The sequence below is a fragment of the Candidatus Photodesmus blepharonis genome (genome assembly GCF_000731795.2).
In the GTDB taxonomy this organism is placed as follows: Bacteria; Pseudomonadota; Gammaproteobacteria; order Enterobacterales; family Vibrionaceae; genus Vibrio; species Vibrio blepharonis.
In genome coordinates this window covers 1-17,677 of sequence record NZ_JGVK01000010.1, presented here as the reverse complement: position 1 = coordinate 17,677, position 17,677 = coordinate 1, and the positions used below count along the sequence as shown (strand labels likewise).

At 35.7% G+C, this 17,677-nt stretch carries 17 protein-coding genes, 1 tRNA gene and 1 pseudogene; 7 read left to right on the top strand and 12 right to left on the bottom strand.

Features of this window, described 5'->3' with window-relative positions; translation table 11 throughout:
• Window positions 1-3: 3 nt before the first annotated feature.
• The 5 genes and pseudogenes from CF67_RS02045 to recQ form a co-directional block, all read right to left on the bottom strand.
• A tRNA-Ile gene (locus CF67_RS02045) sits at window positions 4-80 on the bottom strand.
• A gap of 170 nt (window positions 81-250) precedes the next feature.
• Window positions 251-2,089 (bottom strand): 4-hydroxy-3-polyprenylbenzoate decarboxylase, encoded by a 1,839-nt coding sequence (gene ubiD / locus CF67_RS02040; protein WP_034413749.1) that lies wholly within the window; start codon window positions 2,087-2,089, stop codon window positions 251-253.
• Between the two features lie 144 nt (window positions 2,090-2,233).
• Window positions 2,234-3,490, bottom strand: coding sequence for a transcription termination factor Rho (gene rho, locus CF67_RS02035; protein WP_034413746.1), 1,257 nt, complete (start codon window positions 3,488-3,490; stop codon window positions 2,234-2,236).
• A 208-nt stretch (window positions 3,491-3,698) separates the two neighbouring features.
• The gene (trxA, locus tag CF67_RS02030; protein WP_034413743.1) at window positions 3,699-4,025 is read right to left on the bottom strand and encodes a thioredoxin TrxA; all 327 of its coding nucleotides are present in this window, start codon (window positions 4,023-4,025) and stop codon (window positions 3,699-3,701) included.
• Window positions 4,026-4,899: 874 nt separating this feature from the next.
• A pseudogene (recQ, locus tag CF67_RS02025) lies at window positions 4,900-6,549 on the bottom strand (DNA helicase RecQ); the annotation flags it as partial.
• A 294-nt stretch (window positions 6,550-6,843) separates the two neighbouring features.
• On the opposite strand from recQ, the gene rpmB reads away from it, so the two are divergent.
• From rpmB to CF67_RS02010, 3 genes are read left to right on the top strand one after another with little or no spacing between them, the layout of a single operon-like run.
• Window positions 6,844-7,080 carry a 50S ribosomal protein L28 gene (gene rpmB / locus CF67_RS02020; RefSeq protein WP_034413740.1) on the top strand — a complete coding sequence of 79 codons (237 nt, stop codon included), beginning with the start codon at window positions 6,844-6,846 and terminating at the stop codon, window positions 7,078-7,080.
• Window positions 7,081-7,094: 14 nt separating this feature from the next.
• Window positions 7,095-7,262, top strand: coding sequence for a 50S ribosomal protein L33 (gene rpmG, locus CF67_RS02015; protein ID WP_034413737.1), 168 nt, complete (start codon window positions 7,095-7,097; stop codon window positions 7,260-7,262).
• A 23-nt stretch (window positions 7,263-7,285) separates the two neighbouring features.
• Complete coding sequence (locus CF67_RS02010; protein WP_242633200.1) at window positions 7,286-7,789, top strand: hypothetical protein; 504 nt, start codon at window positions 7,286-7,288, stop codon at window positions 7,787-7,789.
• Window positions 7,790-7,862: 73 nt separating this feature from the next.
• On the opposite strand, the gene coaD is transcribed toward CF67_RS02010, so the two are convergent.
• Entirely contained in the window at window positions 7,863-8,372 is a 510-nt protein-coding gene (gene coaD, locus CF67_RS02005; RefSeq protein ID WP_034413753.1) for a pantetheine-phosphate adenylyltransferase, read from the bottom strand.
• A 112-nt stretch (window positions 8,373-8,484) separates the two neighbouring features.
• Between coaD and CF67_RS02000 the strand changes: the two genes are divergently transcribed.
• Entirely contained in the window at window positions 8,485-9,531 is a 1,047-nt protein-coding gene (locus CF67_RS02000; RefSeq protein ID WP_034413734.1) for a glycosyltransferase family 9 protein, read from the top strand.
• Here the strand turns inward: CF67_RS02000 and CF67_RS01995 are convergent.
• Both CF67_RS01995 and CF67_RS01990 read right to left on the bottom strand, forming a co-directional pair.
• Window positions 9,509-10,294 carry a glycosyltransferase family 2 protein gene (locus CF67_RS01995; protein ID WP_034413732.1) on the bottom strand — a complete coding sequence of 262 codons (786 nt, stop codon included), beginning with the start codon at window positions 10,292-10,294 and terminating at the stop codon, window positions 9,509-9,511. The genes CF67_RS02000 and CF67_RS01995 overlap by 23 nt on opposite strands.
• Entirely contained in the window at window positions 10,287-11,336 is a 1,050-nt protein-coding gene (locus CF67_RS01990; protein WP_034413730.1) for a glycosyltransferase family 9 protein, read from the bottom strand. The genes CF67_RS01995 and CF67_RS01990 overlap by 8 nt, the downstream gene beginning before the upstream one ends.
• Window positions 11,337-11,454: 118 nt before the next feature.
• Between CF67_RS01990 and CF67_RS01985 the strand changes: the two genes are divergently transcribed.
• Window positions 11,455-12,177 (top strand): 3-deoxy-D-manno-octulosonic acid kinase, encoded by a 723-nt coding sequence (locus CF67_RS01985; RefSeq protein ID WP_034413728.1) that lies wholly within the window; start codon window positions 11,455-11,457, stop codon window positions 12,175-12,177.
• Window positions 12,178-12,223: 46 nt separating this feature from the next.
• On the opposite strand, the gene purN is transcribed toward CF67_RS01985, so the two are convergent.
• From purN to rsmD, 3 genes are all read right to left on the bottom strand, one after another.
• Window positions 12,224-12,865 carry a phosphoribosylglycinamide formyltransferase gene (gene purN, locus CF67_RS01980; protein ID WP_034413725.1) on the bottom strand — a complete coding sequence of 214 codons (642 nt, stop codon included), beginning with the start codon at window positions 12,863-12,865 and terminating at the stop codon, window positions 12,224-12,226.
• Window positions 12,862-13,905, bottom strand: a complete 1,044-nt coding sequence (purM, locus tag CF67_RS01975) for a phosphoribosylformylglycinamidine cyclo-ligase (protein ID WP_034413722.1) — start codon at window positions 13,903-13,905, stop codon at window positions 12,862-12,864. The genes purN and purM overlap by 4 nt, the downstream gene beginning before the upstream one ends.
• 107 nt (window positions 13,906-14,012) lie before the next feature.
• Entirely contained in the window at window positions 14,013-14,624 is a 612-nt protein-coding gene (gene rsmD, locus CF67_RS01970) for a 16S rRNA (guanine(966)-N(2))-methyltransferase RsmD (RefSeq protein WP_034413720.1), read from the bottom strand.
• A 186-nt stretch (window positions 14,625-14,810) separates the two neighbouring features.
• On the opposite strand from rsmD, the gene ftsY reads away from it, so the two are divergent.
• Together ftsY and rpoH are read left to right on the top strand one after the other, a co-directional pair.
• Window positions 14,811-15,878: a signal recognition particle-docking protein FtsY gene (ftsY, locus tag CF67_RS01965; RefSeq protein ID WP_081847418.1), complete on the top strand. Its 1,068-nt coding sequence runs from the start codon at window positions 14,811-14,813 to the stop codon at window positions 15,876-15,878.
• Window positions 15,879-16,022: 144 nt separating this feature from the next.
• Entirely contained in the window at window positions 16,023-16,880 is an 858-nt protein-coding gene (gene rpoH, locus CF67_RS01960; RefSeq protein WP_034413718.1) for an RNA polymerase sigma factor RpoH, read from the top strand.
• Between the two features lie 416 nt (window positions 16,881-17,296).
• Here rpoH and CF67_RS01955 read toward each other — a convergent pair whose 3' ends face one another.
• Complete coding sequence (locus CF67_RS01955; protein ID WP_034413715.1) at window positions 17,297-17,647, bottom strand: diacylglycerol kinase; 351 nt, start codon at window positions 17,645-17,647, stop codon at window positions 17,297-17,299.
• Between the last annotated feature and the right edge of the window lie 30 nt (window positions 17,648-17,677).

Below are 17,677 nucleotides of genomic sequence, written 5' to 3'. Positions count from 1 at the left end.
AACTGGTGGGTCTGAATGGACTTGAACCACCGACCTCCCGCTTATCAGGCGAACGCTCTAACCGTCTGAGCTACAGACCCTCCACATAATAATATACCGACTCACGCTAATTTTAAAGTGGATGGTCATTCTAGCGATATAAGTTTCTCTGTCAAATGCTTTTTACTAAGGAAGTCGCAATTTATTAAACAAGCATCTTATTAATTTCTATCTCCAGTTCAAGGATAGATGCACTGCAGAAACACAAATATCATAGAATGTTTAGCTGGTTCCATATTCCATCTATTTTATTAACTAAATCTGCATCTTTCTTAATTACTTTTCCCCACTTTCGCTGAGTTTCATCTTTAAGTTTATTAGTTGCGTTTAAACCTAATCTGGAACTATCGATCATAGCGTCACGTACAGGATCCATACGTGTTGCTAGTGCCCAAACAACGTCATTCCAATCACGAGCATTAATATCTTCATCGCAAATAATCATAATCTTAATATTTACGTACTCAGACAACAAAGACCAAATTCCTTCCATTAATTGCAAAACATGCTCCGAAGATTGTTTTCTAATGATTGCAATTCCCATTTTACTCTTGCTCTCGCCTTTCACATGGAAATCTATAACTTCAGGAAATTTTACTTTCAAAAAATCAACATAATCTTCGATGAGTACCAACTCAGTATTTAAAAATCTACTCACTTTTTTAGAATGCAGCTCAGCTTCCCATTTTACTGTTGCATCTATTCCCATTTTTGAGCCAAGCCCCATAACTGGAGAGGCGAAATCAAGCGAGTCAATCGGTGTACCTTCAATAGTTACTATGTCAGAACCTGGCTCCATATTCACATTCATAGCTTCTATAACTTTATCCCAATCACGAATGTTAACAGCTGCATCACAAATAATAATAAACTTAGTATACATAAATTGACGCAAAAAAGACCATATTCCCATCATTATCATTTTGGCATGTCCGAGATACTGCTTCCTTATTGCGATTAACGCTATCCTATATGAGCAACCCTCTGAAGGCAGATAGAAATCCTCAATTTCTGGAAACTGCTTTTGTAAAATAGGTATAAATAACTCATTTAGCGCAATTCCAAGTACTGCAGGCTCATCTGGCGGACGACCTGTATACGTGCTGTGATAAATAGGTTCCTGACGCATCGTAATATGAGTAACAGTGAATACATGATGCTTTTCCTTTTCGTTATAATAACCAGTATGATCTCCATAAGGACCTTCTTCAGCAAATTCATTTGGGTTAATGTAACCTTCTAGCACAATTTCAGCACTCGCAGGAACTTCCAATTCATTACTAATAGATTTTACTACTTCAGTCTTACGACCACGTAGCAATCCAGCGAAAGCATACTCAGATAAGGCATCTGGTACAGGTGTGACTGCACTCAAGATAGTAGCTGGATCAGCACCGAACGCCACTGAAATCGGAAATAATTTTCCCGGATTAACCTTCATCCAATCACGCAAATCTAGTGCTCCTCCCCGATGACTTAACCAACGCATAATAACTTTATTTTTGCTTAATTTTTGTTGGCGATAAATTCCAATATTTTGACGTTTTTTATTAGGTCCTCTGGTTATAGTTAGTCCCCAAGTTAAGAGTGGCCCAATATCATCCTTCCAACAAGTCATCATAGGAATTTTATCTAAATCCACATGATCTGCTTTCCAAACAATTTGTTGGCAAAAAGCTTTACGCAAACGTTTAACAGGCGTATTAAGTACTCGCCCATAAATGAGTAACTTATTTAGTATATCCCTAAAACCTCTTGGGAAAGAAGGCTCCTTTAGATACGCCAGCATCTTACCAATTTCATGCAAATCTTCTATATCCTTTCCACCAATACCCATAGCTACACGTTTTGGTGTACCAAATAAATTAGTGAGGATAGGAATACTGTAACCAATAGGCTTTTCAAACAACAAAGCAGGACCGACAGAGCGTAGCGTACGATCGCTAATCTCTGTTATTTCGTAACGAGGATCCACAGGATAAATAACGCGTCTCAACTCCCCTTGTCTTTCTAGATAGCTGAGAAAACTACGTAAATCTTTAAATATCATGATTCTTCAATATTTTCGCATAGCACCAATGAAAAACATTATCGGAAACTTTCCTGAAGGTACTCGATTTTATAACTACAGTACTCTAAAGAACACAAATTGCGCAGGAAAAGTCAGTGACTTCTTCAAGATGAAAATTTTGATTCAACGCCTCATAGCATCAAAAAATTCATAATTAGTTTTAGTCATAGCAAGCTTATTAATCAAAAATTCCATTGCATCAACTTCAATCATTGGATGCACAATCCTACGTAAAATCCACATCTTCTGAAGTTCATCATTTTTAGTTAACAATTCCTCACGGCGAGTACCTGAACGATTGAAATCAATAGCTGGAAATACTCGTTTTTCTGCAATTTTACGATTCAGATGTAGCTCCATGTTACCAGTGCCTTTGAATTCCTCATAAATCACTTCATCCATCTTAGAACCAGTATCAACCAAAGCTGTTGCAATAATTGTTAAGCTCCCCCCTTCTTCAACATTACGCGCAGCACCGAAGAAACGCTTAGGACGATGCAAAGCATTTGCATCAACACCACCTGTTAATACCTTACCTGATGAAGGAACAACAGTATTATACGCACGAGCCAAGCGGGTTACAGAATCAAGTAGAATAACTACATGTTTCTTATGTTCGACAAGCCGTTTTGCTTTTTCAATTACCATCTCTGCCACTTGTATATGACGGGATGCTGGCTCGTCAAATGTAGATGCAACCACTTCACCTTTGACTAGACGCTGCATTTCAGTAACTTCTTCAGGACGCTCATCAATAAGCATAACCATCAACTCACATTCTGGATGATTATAGGCAATACTTTGTGCAATATTTTGCAATAACATAGTCTTACCTGCTTTAGGTGGAGCAACAATAAGACCACGCTGACCTTTACCGATCGGGGATGCAAGATCAAGAATCCGGGCAGTGATATCTTCTGTTGCACCATTACCACGTTCCATCATCATACGCTCATTAGCATGTAGTGGAGTCAGATTCTCAAATAAAATTTTATTGCGCGCATTATCAGGTTTATCATGGTTAACAATATTAACTTTTAGCAACGCAAAATAACGCTCACCATCTTTAGGTGGACGAATTTTACCAGCGATCGAGTCTCCTGTGCGTAAATTGAAACGACGGATCTGGCTTGGTGAAACATAAATATCATCAGGACCTGCCAGGTATGAGCTATCTGCACTCCGCAGAAAACCAAAGCCATCCTGAAGAATTTCCAGCACCCCATCTCCGAAAATATCCTCACCACTTTTCGCATGCGCTTTCAAGATGGAGAAGATAATATCTTGCTTCCTTAGACGAGCTAGATTCTCAAGACCTAAACTCTCACCAAGTTTTACGAGATCGGATACGGGTCTATTCTTCAATTCTGTTAGATTCATTGTGGTACGTACTTGTTTAATCAAAATAGGATCTTTCTAATTTATAAGATAAATTCAGTCTCAGGGGCGACTCAAGAAGTGAATACTCAATCTGTCTAGCGACCGACAAACTAGCACTAAATAGAAACCTAGTCCAGGTTTTGTTGACCAACAAAAAATAAACCGCGCTTTTATTCAAATTTCACAGCTCAGTTCACTTTCATCTAGTTTACATATTATCATCTAAAAAACCTTTTAGCTGAATTTTAGACAATGCACCAACCTTTGTTGCCACCACTTCACCATTTTTAAAAAGAAGCAGCGTTGGAACACCCCGAATTCCAAACTTAGAGGGAATGTCGGTATTCTTGTCAATGTTTAGCGCACCAACTAGAAGTTTATCTCTATATTCATTTGCGATCTCATCGAGTATAGGTGCAAGCATCTTGCAAGGACCGCACCATTCCGCCCAAAAATCCACAAGAACTGGTCCAATAACATTGATAACATCAGCTTCAAAAGTATCGTCAGTTAGCTGCAAAATATTATTACTCATCTTTCACTCCAATGTGTCATTGACGAACTGATTGCAAGCTTAAGTTGATATTCTATAACAATGGATAACGACACATTATCAAAAAGCTAAAAAACAGACTTAATTTTGAATTTAAGTGCCCCAGTTGTCGGAGCGTAGGATGATGAAAGGTACGAACATCCTCCCCCTGTCCAAGCCTTATATCTACTACCTTGCTTGCAAACCTAACTTTAAATTACTATTTGTTCGATACTCTAAGAAATAAAAACCGTCAATCAAAAAAATAGTTCACCTACTATTTTACACTATATAAAGACATTTTTCCCCCTGTAATGAACACAACATCAAAAAATGCTCGAATCGTACTTCATTACAAGCCATCTTTAATTCAATGCTAAACACACAGCTCTGTTACTGACAGCCATCCAGATTACTGATGACAAGCAACTTTTAAATATCGTACAAATAGTTGAGAAATTTACCTAAATTCGTTGCAATAATAAACATTACATCTCACAAGTTTTAGTATAACCTACTCAAGTTCAAGTAACGGTTTGATTAATTTTTGTAATAAAAGAAATACTCAATCGTAAACTCTTGGTGCTAGCTTTTCTATAATTGAAAAACATACCGAGTTTGGGACCACAGCTCTTGACGCACATTCTAAACCAGTACAGATTTTTAAAATGATAGAAAACTCACGAAACTAAGCAGAAAAAACCTAAACACTATTTAGCATCTTTAACAGTATATAAGACCCACCCTCTGTTCTATAATTTTCAATATTAATGATAGTGATTCATAATTTGATAACAAACTGGGCCATTGAAAAACTTCCACATCCATATTATCAAACCTGAGATAGAGAATTATGTTCACCAAGAACCTACCTCAATTTGTGCAATTCTCGCAATTTATAGAACAATTTTTTTTCATACTCTACATTCAACGCTCTCTTTGATTTTTTCGTATGTCCTATACTACTAAATCTTGGCACCGCGAGCTCTAACCTAACATTATCACGCAAAAATAAACGTGCCTTTTCAGTTAACTGTAGTGTACAATTACGGGTAATGTTCTGAAATAACAATCCTTTGTGAATTAGCTGCCAAAAAACACTAAGCCAGTAATCATACCCATACTCATGACCAATCCCATAAGTCGTTAGCTTATCGTGACCATTTTTTTTAATACGAGTGTTTTTTACACCACGTATTACCTTCAGAACATAACTCATACTGTACTTTTGATTTACCCGATATACACAAGAAAGTGCTTTCTTCGCCTCTTCTGTAGCGTCAAAAAATTTAGGAGGAACTAGACAAACATCGCAATTACCACATTGCTCTACACAGTACTCTCCGAAATAATTCAGTAGAATTTGTCTACGACATGTTTGTGATTCAGCAAAAGCAATTATTGTATTTAGTTTATGACTTTCCACCCACTTTTTCCAATTATTATCCTTTTTATCAATAATACGACGCAACCAAAAAATATCCTTATGATCAAACAACATAATTGCTTCTGCAGGTAAGCCATCACGACCAGCGCGTCCTGTTTCTTGATAATACGATTCAATACTTCTAGGTATGTCAAAATGCAATACAAAGCGTACACTGGATTTATTAATCCCCATACCAAACGCTACTGTCGCAACTACAATTTGAATATCATCATCTTGAAATGCTTCTTGGACATAAGTACGTTCATCAGCACAAATACCCGCGTGATAACTCGCAGCTCGAATACGATTCGAGCATAATTTTTTAGTCAACATTTCAACTTTTTTTCGGCTGCTACAATAGATTATTCCAGAATTATTTTTATGAGTATCTAAATAATTCATCACTTGTAAAATAGGCTTATATTTTTCCATTAATATATAGCAAATATTAGGACGATCAAAACTCCCGACGTAATTATATGGCTCGAACAAATTCAGACGATCAGTGATATCTTTACGTGTTACATCATCCGCTGTTGCAGTCAATGCCATTAAAGGAACGTTCGGAAACTTCTTCCTTAGCTTGCCAAGTTCAGCATATTCTGGTCGAAAATCATGTCCCCACTGCGAAACGCAATGCGCCTCGTCTACGGCAATCATTGCTAACGACAAACCTTGTAATCTCATAATAAAATCACGCATTAGAACACGTTCTGGCGAAACATAAACTAATTTAAGTGCACCAGAATTCATTTGCTTATAAACACTAATGATATCTTCATGCAGCATCATCGAATTAATACATTCTGCTGCTACACCATTGGCTTTTAATTGATCAACTTGATCCTTCATTAACGATATCAACGGTGAAATAACCAAAGTTAATCCTTTAATAATTAAAGCTGGAATTTGATAACATAGCGACTTCCCTCCACCAGTAGGCATAATTACCATACTGTCTTTCCTGGAAATTACGGCTTCAATAACCTCTAATTGCCCACTGCGAAAACTCTGGTAACCAAAAACATTTTCCAAAATATGCTGAGGATTTTCTGTTGATACCTCAAATTGCTTTTTTAAAAGTGTTGGAGTAGTCATCGCTTCCTCAAAACGAAATAGAATTCAAAATATTGTCGAGAACACACGCTATAAACCCACTACGCTTATTTTAATCTCCTACCTCTCTTTTACGATCAATCTGTTAACAACTTACCAAAATTAACACATACTTTTAAAAGTATTTAGCGGATTTAGTTTTATTTTTTAAAAATATTTAGTATAATTCTTCATACGTATACAAATAAGCGAATTGGAAGAATAACTTGATGGGAGCTTATCGTGTGAATATGATGGAGATCGCATTAAGTTCAAAATGATTCAGAGGGGAGACTAATGTCCCAAGAATGTCAAGTAACTGGTAAATATCCGATAACAGGCAATCATCGCTCTCACGCGCGAAACGCTACAAAGCGACGCTTTTTACCGAATCTACAGACTCACCGTTTCTGGATAGAAAGTGAAAGGCGTTTTGTTAAATTGCGTTTAACGGCTAAAGGCGTGCGCATTATTGATAAAAAAGGTATCACTACTGTTATATCAGAAATGCGTTCACGTGGTATACGTGTTTAAGGAGAACTGTCAACATGGCTAAGAGTATTCGTGAAAAAATCCGTCTAGTATCTTCTGCAAATACTGGTCATTTCTATACAACTGATAAGAATAAGCGTAATACGCCAGAAAAATTTAAAATTAAAAAATTTGATCCAGTAATTCGGCGACATGTCATATATAAAGAAGAAAAAATCAAGTGATCATTGTTTAATGGGTGTCTTCTGTGTTTATAAAGCTAAGTGCACAAAACTCCTCTACAAGATATCGTCGCCGCTGGAATAATATTCTGATCTTTTTTGTTGTTACTTTTGTGCTTGTATTGGGTGCTCCTAACATAATAAAAACATACCTGATTAAGGATAATCATGCCCCTCTTTATTTTAATTTATTCGATCCAAACTCTAAAATTCAGGCTTTACATTTCGAAAACTGGTCTTTAGAAAAAAAACAGGGGAGCTGGAGAGTTAACAAACCAAGTCATATTGCAGCGGAAGAATTAGCTCAACGTTGGCATTCCCTCATTGGAACTGAAGTAGATAAATCGATTCATAACCAACTGCGTCGTTCTTTAAACTTTCCTCAAGTTGTCAAAGTGTGGTACTTCGGGCTAGATAAACCGCAAGAAATCTTCATGTATCAAACAAATCAATTTTGGATACTGAAAAATTGGCAAAATAAATGGATCGCTATTTCTGCCGATAAAGATTATCTGATTCCAAAATTTTAAAGCAGTTAAGTTCAGAGGGATTAACTTCTCAATTACCACAAAAAAACACTGACTTGCTTCTCTAGTTGTAAAATCATCCAGACGACTCAGTACTTTGAATTTTATGCTGCAGAGCAGCTGCAACGACTTCAGGGACAAAACCATCTACGTTTCCACCATGTATAGCAACTTCGCGCACTATACTTGAAGAAATAGAAGAATGCTTTGCCGATGCAGTTAAGAAAACACCTTCAAGTCCCGGCATTAAATGCCGATACGTGCTCATTAAACCAAATTCGTATTCAAAATCAACCGCAGTTCTCAAACCACGAATCAGAATGTTAACTTCTTCACATCTTGCAAAGTCTACTATCAACCCGGAGAAACCTTTTAAAATGAGATTATCCAAATTGCGAGTGGATTCTTTGGCAAGGTAAAGACGTTCCTTTAAGGTGAATAAAGTTTGCTTATTAGCACTTTCTGCAACTGCAACAACCACTTCATCAAACATATTAAGAGCGCTGTAAATCAAATCTAAATGACCATTAGTAATCGGATCAAAAGTACCTGGATAAATTACTCGAGAAAACCTTTTCCTATCCATAATTAAATCTTCAAAAGATTCTACCTTATCCTTGATAATATAAAAAAAAATTAAAACTATCCACATATAATAGCTATTATTACTATCTCTAGGAAAAATTCATTAGAAAACAATGATAAAACTGCTAATAATACGCAACGATAAAATCGGCGATTTCATGTTAGCTTGGCCGAGTTTTGCTATGTTAAAAAAATCACTACCCAATTGCCATATTACTACATTAGTTCCTCGTTATACTGCAGAACTCGCTAAGCTTTGTCCATGGATTGATAATATTCTGCTAGAATCCTCAACAAAGTCTTCTGAAGAACGAAAAAAGCTCATTAAAAAAATCAAAGCTCAACAGTTTGATTTTTCGATTAATTTATTCTCTACTCTTCATAATGCCAGGTTAGTCTGGCAAGCCAACATTCCCTATCGATTAGCTCCAGCAACTAAATTAGCTCAATTTTTTTACAACAAACGCATCAAACAACACCGATCTCAATCTGTTAAATCAGAATTTCAGTATAATCTAGATCTAATCCGTGTATTTCTAAATGATATTAATCAGAAAATTGTTGAACCAAGCGCTCCATATCTTACCTTCGCATTCAATGATTTAGAACAGCGAAAAACTAAACTGGCCTATCAACTTAATATTTCGAAAAATAAGTTTTGGATATTTGTTCATATAGGTACTGGCGGTTCAGCAAATAATTTATCATTAGAACAATATGCTGAACTTGTTTTGGGACTAGGAGATGAATACGCAGTAGTATTAACTGCAGGACCAGAGGAAAAAACAAAAGCTAAAAAACTACAAACACTACTTATTGAACGAAATAATCAAAAAACTGCACTCTACGACAAGAATGATGGCTTAGTAGATTTTTCAATATCGATTGCCTGTGCAAACTTGTTCATTGCTGGCTCAACTGGACCGTTACATATCGCTGCAGCGATTGATATACCAACAGTCGGATTTTTTCCAAATAAGCGTTCCTCAACACCACTACGTTGGCACCCAATTTGTTCACAAGGGAAACACATTTCCTTCTGCCCACCTCAATCGATAAACAAAAAAAAACAAGAGGATATGAGTACAATCCAAATTGATAAAGTGATAGTTAAACTTAAACTTTGGATTATTCAATTCAATCCCTATCTTTCTCAATGATAGCTTGTATCCAAAGGGTTGTATATTTTACGAAAGTTGAGTGCGCTGACAGCAACGAGAGTACAAAACCATGCTTGCCATCTAAAAAACCTACCTTAATTATGTACATCTTCAAAAAACAGCCTATAGCATGAAAAAAACCTTTGCTAACACTACTTTTCTCACCATTTTTTCTACGTTGCTCTGCCCAAGCTTTAGCGTAGCTGGCTGACTTTATTAGGTAGTGATTCATATCGTTGTAAGGGTAGTGGATAATATCTCCGGAAAGATTTTCAACTATCATATCACCAGTAACTTCCACTTTTTCATGCACTAAAGAATTGTTATACTGTGTTAAGTGAGTAGGATACAAACGCAATACATAATCAGGATACCAACCACAATGCCGAATGTAGCGACCAAATACCCAACTTAAACGAGAAAATTGATACAACGTATTTGGCCTATCAGAAATAATAGCTCCTAATATACTCTCCTTTAAATCAAGCGTAACTCGCTCATCAGCATCAAGCCAAAATATATAATCTGATTCAACATAAGATTGAGCTAACTGGCGCTGAAGACCAAAACCAGACCAATTTCTATTAACAAAAAACTTATCAGTATATTTGCGAGCAATCTCTTCAGTATTATCTGTACTACCAGAATCTAATATAACAAGCTCATCAATCCACTCATATATCGTTTCCAAACATGCATTTAAATGTTGCGTTTCATTTTTTACAATTAAAACAGCAGCTAATGTCGATTTTTTTTCAAACATAATATCTACTTTGCATCATCGCGTTAAAAACAACAATTACAGCTTCCAAGGTAATTTGTTGCATAAGAAACCGACCTTTGACTCGTGTGCTCCAAGGCATACGATCTATACAAATACCCTGTTGCTCTGCAAAATATCTATAAACACTTACAACATTTCTAATATTATTATATGGTCCAGTTCGTTTAGGATCACTATGTGCGTATAAACCTATAACTGGTGTTCCTTGAGCAGTCGCTATATGAACAGGACCAGAATCAGGTGCTAAAAGCAACTGAGATTTAGATAATAAAGCAGCCAATTGTTTTAAGTTTGTTTTACCGACAAAATTTAACGGCACATTCTTCATAATTTTACATATTTTAACTGCTAAATCTTGTTCTCTTTTAGTTGAAGAACCACATATAATGACTTGATAACCTCTTTTGATAACATAATCTGCAAATTGTGCATAGCGTTCACTTAACCAATTACGCTCATCTTTGCTAGCCGCAGGGCAAATTATAACAGTTGGGATATTATTAACAATTTTGCTGGCAAAATCATGGTCAACAGCCATTATGGGTAATTTCCAGTGTGGCGTTGAGCGCGGTACACCTAAATACTCTATAAAAGAAAAAAAACTATCGAGTACATGTTGTGATTTAGTATCGGTAATTCTTCGATTTGTAAAAAACCACTGACACTCTTTAGCACGTTGCAAACTGAAACCAATTTTGTACTTTGCTTTTATTCCTAAAGTTAAAATGCTAGATCTAATTGACAGCTGCATATGAAGCAAAGCATCAAAGTGACGTCCTTTAAGCTTTCTCCATATATTAAACATGCCATTTAATCCTGAACTTTTATCAAATATTATTAATTCAACCTTTTCCAATCCATCTAACAACTGAGCCTCAACTTTACCAAGAATCCAAACAATTTGAGTTTCAGGCCAATATTCTTGCGTTGCCTGAACTACAGCAAGAGCATGACAGACATCCCCTATAGATGAAAGTCTTAAAAAACAAATAGATGTAGGAGCTTTAGTAAAAAGAGGCATAGTTACTTTTTAAAAAAACTCACTACTATAAAAGTTGTATAAAATAGTACAATGCAAGATGTATTTTACCTTCCAGGAAATATATCTATTGTTTAACATGACATAGTGAGATAAACAAATGATTCAAAAAATCCAACGTAATCGAGTAGTTATTTGGTATAACGATGAAATAATAAAAAAACCTTCCTTTCTCTTATTTTCTTATGAATATTGGAGTGCCAAAAATAAAGTTGTGGGAAAAGCAACTGGACGTGGCACAACCTGGTTTATTCAATTGTCACATATGCAAGCAGCACTCCGTCATTATAGACGAGGCGGTTTGCTTAGCAAACTTGTTAGAGATCTATATGTTTTTTCACAGTGGGAAACAACTCGCAGCTATCAAGAATTCTCATTATTGAACAAGCTTATCACTCTTGGTGTAAATGTTCCACGCCCCATTGCTGCTGTAGCAATTCAAAAAGGCCCTTTCTATCAGGCAGATTTACTTTGTGAACGCATACCGAATGCTAAAAACTTACTTGATATTTTACAAAAAAAACCTATCGAAGAAAAACTATATCAAAACATTGGTATAGAGATCGCTAGAATGCACAATACAAGCGTAAACCATGCCGATCTTAATATTCGTAACATACTGATTGATAAACAAGAAAAAGTTTGGATTATTGATTTTGATAAATGCTGCGTTCAACTTACTAACAGTTGGAAAAAAAATAACTTGTCTCGTCTTAAAAATTCCTTTATAAAAGAAACTAGTAAACATCAAATATATTGGGAAAGAGAAAATTTTTTACATATACTGAAAGGATACGATGATTGTGTTGAATCCAATAAATAGGCAGGCTAATTGAATTTAATATACTTTTCTAGATTGATCGAAAAAGTCATAGTTTACCAACATAACCATGCGGACCTAGCTGTTCCTCATCTAGAAAAACTTTTTTTAAACGCATTTTTAAGCGATCTTCGAGAAACCATTTAATCACAATAGGATAAATTTTGTACTCTTGCATTTGGATCCGCTTACTTAGTGTTTTAATTGTATCATCTTTTAAAATTGGCACCCTCGCCTGTAAAATAACTGGACCTTTATCAAGCTGTTCAGTAACAAAATGAACACTTGTCCCATGTTGTTTGTCTCCAGAAAGTATTGCTCGTTGACAAGTGTTGATACCTGGATATTTCGGCAATAATGACGGATGGATATTCATTATACGCCCCCAGTAATGTTGTACAAATTTATCATTTAAAATACGCATATAACCAGCTAAAACGATCAATCCTGGTTCAAACATATCAATTTGACGCATTAACTCACTATCAAACGCGTCCCTGGTATCAAATAAATCCGGATCGATAAAGATGCTTGGTATACCAGCATTTTTTGCACGCTGCAACCCATAAGCTGATGCTTTATCTGAAAAAACAGCGCTTATTCTACCTTTATGAACACAATTGCTTAAAACATTTATAATTGCTTGCAGATTTGAACCATTTCCAGAAATCAAAACAACGACATCTTTCATACTAAACTAATCTCTATCTTCTCTTCTGATTTAGCTGAAGAAACTTTACCAATTACCCAAGCGTTTTCACCTTCATTTTGAAGAAGTTTGATTGCTAAATCAGCTTGATTTTCGGAGAGTACTAAGATTAAACCTACACCGCAATTAAAAGTACGGTACATTTCATGTGTTGTGACATTACCTTTCTCTTGTAACCACTTGAAAATAATTGGCCACTTCCAACTATTGCTATCAATAATAGCTTTCATACCTTTAGGAAGAACACGCGGAATATTTTCCAAAAAACCGCCACCTGTAATATGAGAGATCGCATGAATATCACATTTCTCAATCATATTAAGAATCGACTTAACATAAATTTTAGTTGGTTCTAACAAATGTCTACCGATCGTACTATCTGCAAACTTCTCATTCTGATTTATGTTAGATACTTCTAAAATTTTACGTACCAAAGAATATCCATTTGAGTGTAACCCACTGGAAGCTACAGCAATAAGAACATCGCCAACAAGCACTTGAGTACCATCAATAATCCTTCCCTTTTCTGCTATACCTACGCAAAAACCTGCAACATCATAATCTTTACCTTGGTACATGCTTGGCATTTCAGCTGTTTCACCACCAATCAATGAACAACCGGCTTCGACACAACCTTCCGCAATACCTGCGATCACATTAGATGCTACATCAATGTCAAGTTTACCTGTTGCATAATAATCTAAAAAAAACAGCGGTTCAGCACCATGAACAACAAGGTCATTTACACACATAGCAACAAGATCAATACCAATGGTATTATGTTTGTTCATACTTAGAGCCAAACGCAGTTTTGTACCTACACCGTCAGTACTGGAAACCAAAACTGGCTCTTTATACTTAACGGGTAATTGACATAATCCGCTAAAAGAACCGAGGCTACCTATAATCTCAGGACGACGAGTACGCTCTACCGAAACCTGAATTTTCTCAATAAACTTTTTACCTAAATCAACATCCACGCCAGCTTTTTTGTAACTTAAAGAAAAGTCGTCACCACCCACAGAGCAATCCTCAATTCAAACTAAAATTATGGGGGTATTCTAGCAATACTGAAATACAAAGAGCAAATGCGCAAAAACTTCAAGACAAAAATTTTAATAACTAAATGTCATCCTGTACCATCTAATTTGGCTATTCTTTTAAATAGGTAATAACTGACGCCTCTGGTGTTTTTTTTACGATACAAATCCCAGTTGCTTGGCAAACCTTCCACAACTAATCCACTTTCAGTTTCAACATAAATTGCTGCATTCTCCGCTAACCAGCCATTTCTTTCAAGCAGTTGAGCAACCTCAATAGCTAAATTTTTGTGAAAAGGAGGATCAATAAACACAACGTGATAAGGTGAACCCCGTTTTTTTAGATAACTTAAAACATCCGTATGAACTACAGATACGTTGCTTGCTTTGAATAATAAAATATTAGCCTGAATTTGCTTATATATAATCAGATCTGATTCAATTAAAACTACAATTTCTGCTTTTCGAGATGCTGCTTCAAACCCTAATCTACCTGAGCCTGCAAACAAATCTAAACACTTCGCCTGCGGTATTTCTTGAGCCAACCAGTTAAAAAGAGTTTCTTTAACTTTGTCCATAGTTGGACGTAGCCCTTCCACATTATGAACAATCAATTTTCTACCTTTCCATAAACCACCAATTATACGAACAAAACTAGCAGATTTTTTTTGTGATATCTTGCGATGATAGTGTTTTTCCATAACTTTTCTACTAACTAGTTGATACAAACATCAGAGTACTTAATTACTTTGATAATGTGCTGTTTTGTTTATATACAGAAAAATGCTACCTTATTTTAATTAAATTTTCGTCATTTATTCTTGTTTAGAACATAGTATGTGAATACTATTGCAGTTAACAAATAGACTAAAGGAAATCTATAAACTATGACACAAAGAGAAAAGTCTAAGTCAATTTCTTGGCCCATTGCTAAAAAAGAAATACTACCTATTCAACAGAAAAAAAATATTCTTGAAAAAGAAGATCAAAAAACAGATTCTACATTCACAGCAGAAATTAGTAAAAAATCAACGGAGGGTTTTTTTGCACGCTTAAAAAATAGCTTAAGTCGCACCAAATCTAATCTTGGTACAGGTATATTTCATTTATTTAAGGGAAAGAATATTGATGATGATTTATTCGAAAAACTAGAGGAAAAATTGCTCATTGCTGATGTCGGAATAGAGACCACAATGAGAATTATAAAAAATTTAACGATCAAAGCTTCTCATCATGATCTAAAAAATAGCGAAGCACTTTACGTTTTACTTAAAGAAGAGATGGAAAAAATTTTAAGCACTGTTGAACAACCTTTACAACTTAATAACTCAAATCTTTACATCATCTTAATGATTGGCGTGAACGGAGCAGGTAAAACAACTACAATTGGAAAACTTGCTAAACAGCTTCAACTACAAGGGAAAACAATTATGCTCGCTGCAGGTGATACATTCCGGGCAGCCGCTGTTGAACAATTACAAATCTGGGGTGATCGTAATAAAGTTCCGGTAATCACGCCAAATGTTGGGAAAGATAGTGCATCGGTTATCTATGATGCAATTAAAACGGCAAAGTCGCGTAACGTTGATGTGATCATTGCAGATACAGCGGGTCGTTTACAAAATAAGCGCAATTTGATGGAAGAGTTACGAAAAATCGTGCGAGTAATTAAGAAAGCTGATGTTTCTGCAATACATGAAATTATGTTAACACTCGATGCAGGAACTGGACAAAACGCCATTAATCAAGCTAAGTTATTCAAGGACGCAGTGCCAATTACCGGTATCACACTCACCAAGCTTGATGGTACCGCTAAAGGTGGTATTATTTTTGCGCTAGCCGATCAATTTCAAATTCCAATTCGTTATATTGGCGTTGGAGAAAACATAGATGACCTTCGTCCATTTAAAAGTCAAGAATTTGTTGATGCTTTGTTCAAGATGGGTAATATATAATCGTTTTCAAAACAATTTTCGTGTAATCTTATGATAGGATTAAACCTAGTTAACTTTCGTCCGTTAGGGTAGTATATCTGTGTTAGTAGATATCTTAATAATTATAACATGTGCTCTAAATCATACAATCTAGTGAGGGTTTGAATGACAAAACAAACGTATTCAGTAGCCGTCCTTCCTCAAGATAGCTTAGATAATTACATTCGTTCGGCTAATAGTTACCCTATGCTTACAGCTGACGAGGAACTTGAACTTGCAGGACGACTTCACTACAAAGGTGAAATCAATGCAGCAAAGGGGTTGATTTTATCTCATCTTCGTTTTGTTGTTCATGTTGCTCGTGGCTATTCCGGTTATGGTCTTCCAATGGCAGATCTCGTTCAGGAAGGTAATATTGGCTTGATGAAAGCAGTAAAACGCTTCAATCCTGAAGTGGGAGTTCGCCTTGTTTCATTCGCCGTACATTGGATAAAAGCTGAAATCCATGAATATGTATTACGTAATTGGCGCATAGTAAAAATTGCTACTACCAAAGCTCAGCGTAAGTTATTCTTCAATTTACGTAAATCAAAAAAACGTCTAGGTTGGTTTAATAACAGTGAGATTGAAACTGTTGCTAAAGAGCTAGGAGTAGAACCTTCAGAAGTTCGTGAAATGGAGTCTCGTTTAGCAGCGCAAGATACCACTTTTGAAACATCAACTCAGGATGATGATATAGGTGGTATATATTCCACACCTACTTTATATCTTGAAGACAAATCTTCGGATATCGCTGAAAATATAGAATTAGACAATTGGGAAGCTTACACCAGCAAACGTTTAAACTTAGCATTATCAAGTTTGGATGAGCGTAGCAAGCATATTTTACGATCTCGTTGGTTAAGTGATAGTAAAACTACATTACAAGAGCTAGCTGAAATGTACGGTGTATCGGCAGAACGCGTTCGTCAACTCGAAAAAAACGCTATGAAAAAATTGAAATTAGTGGTTGGCCATTTCTAAAGTTACTTTTCTTCTTGTGGATAACTTTTAAACAAAACTGTTAGTCCCATAAAAAATAAAATGAAGTATAATCAGCTTTGCAGCACGTCAGCTATCTTTAAAAGAGAAGAATAAACATTTTATCAACGTAATCCACAGGTATATCCACACTTTTGAGCAAATCTATTTTTCGTGTCTTTGTTGGGATCAAGGGAGGTAAGGTCAAGTTAATCCTTCGGCTTCAACGTTTTGAAAAGTCTGGTCGGTTTGAGTTCTTAGTTCCTCTCTTGAATATAAGCAAGAAGCTCAACAGAAACGCTTTAACCAAAATGAAAGACCGCTATTTTAAAACAACTGATATTCCATGGGAAAACATCAAAAGAGGAGACACTGTCATAAACACCTAAAGTGTAAAAAAATCGAACCAAATAAATGTCTTACAGCCATAAAATTTCAAGCCATATGTAACCTGCAGTAATCATTGTCACCATTACTGATGCTGACGCAATATCTTTTGCTTTAGCAGCTAATTCATTGTATCTCGGTGATATTAGGTCAACAAGAACTTCAATAGCAGTATTAAGTAATTCCGCTAGCATGATCATTAATACTCCAACAACGAGTAAAATCCTTTCAATCTGGGTAACATCCAACCAAAAAGATAAGGGAATTAAAAATAAGCCTAACCATACCTCTTGACGAAACGAGGCTTCCTTTCGAAATGCAACTTTGAGCCCTTGACAAGAATATCGAGCAGAATTTTTAAGACGCTTCAATCCATGGAACATAAACAAATTACCTCAAAATACCCCTTTTTT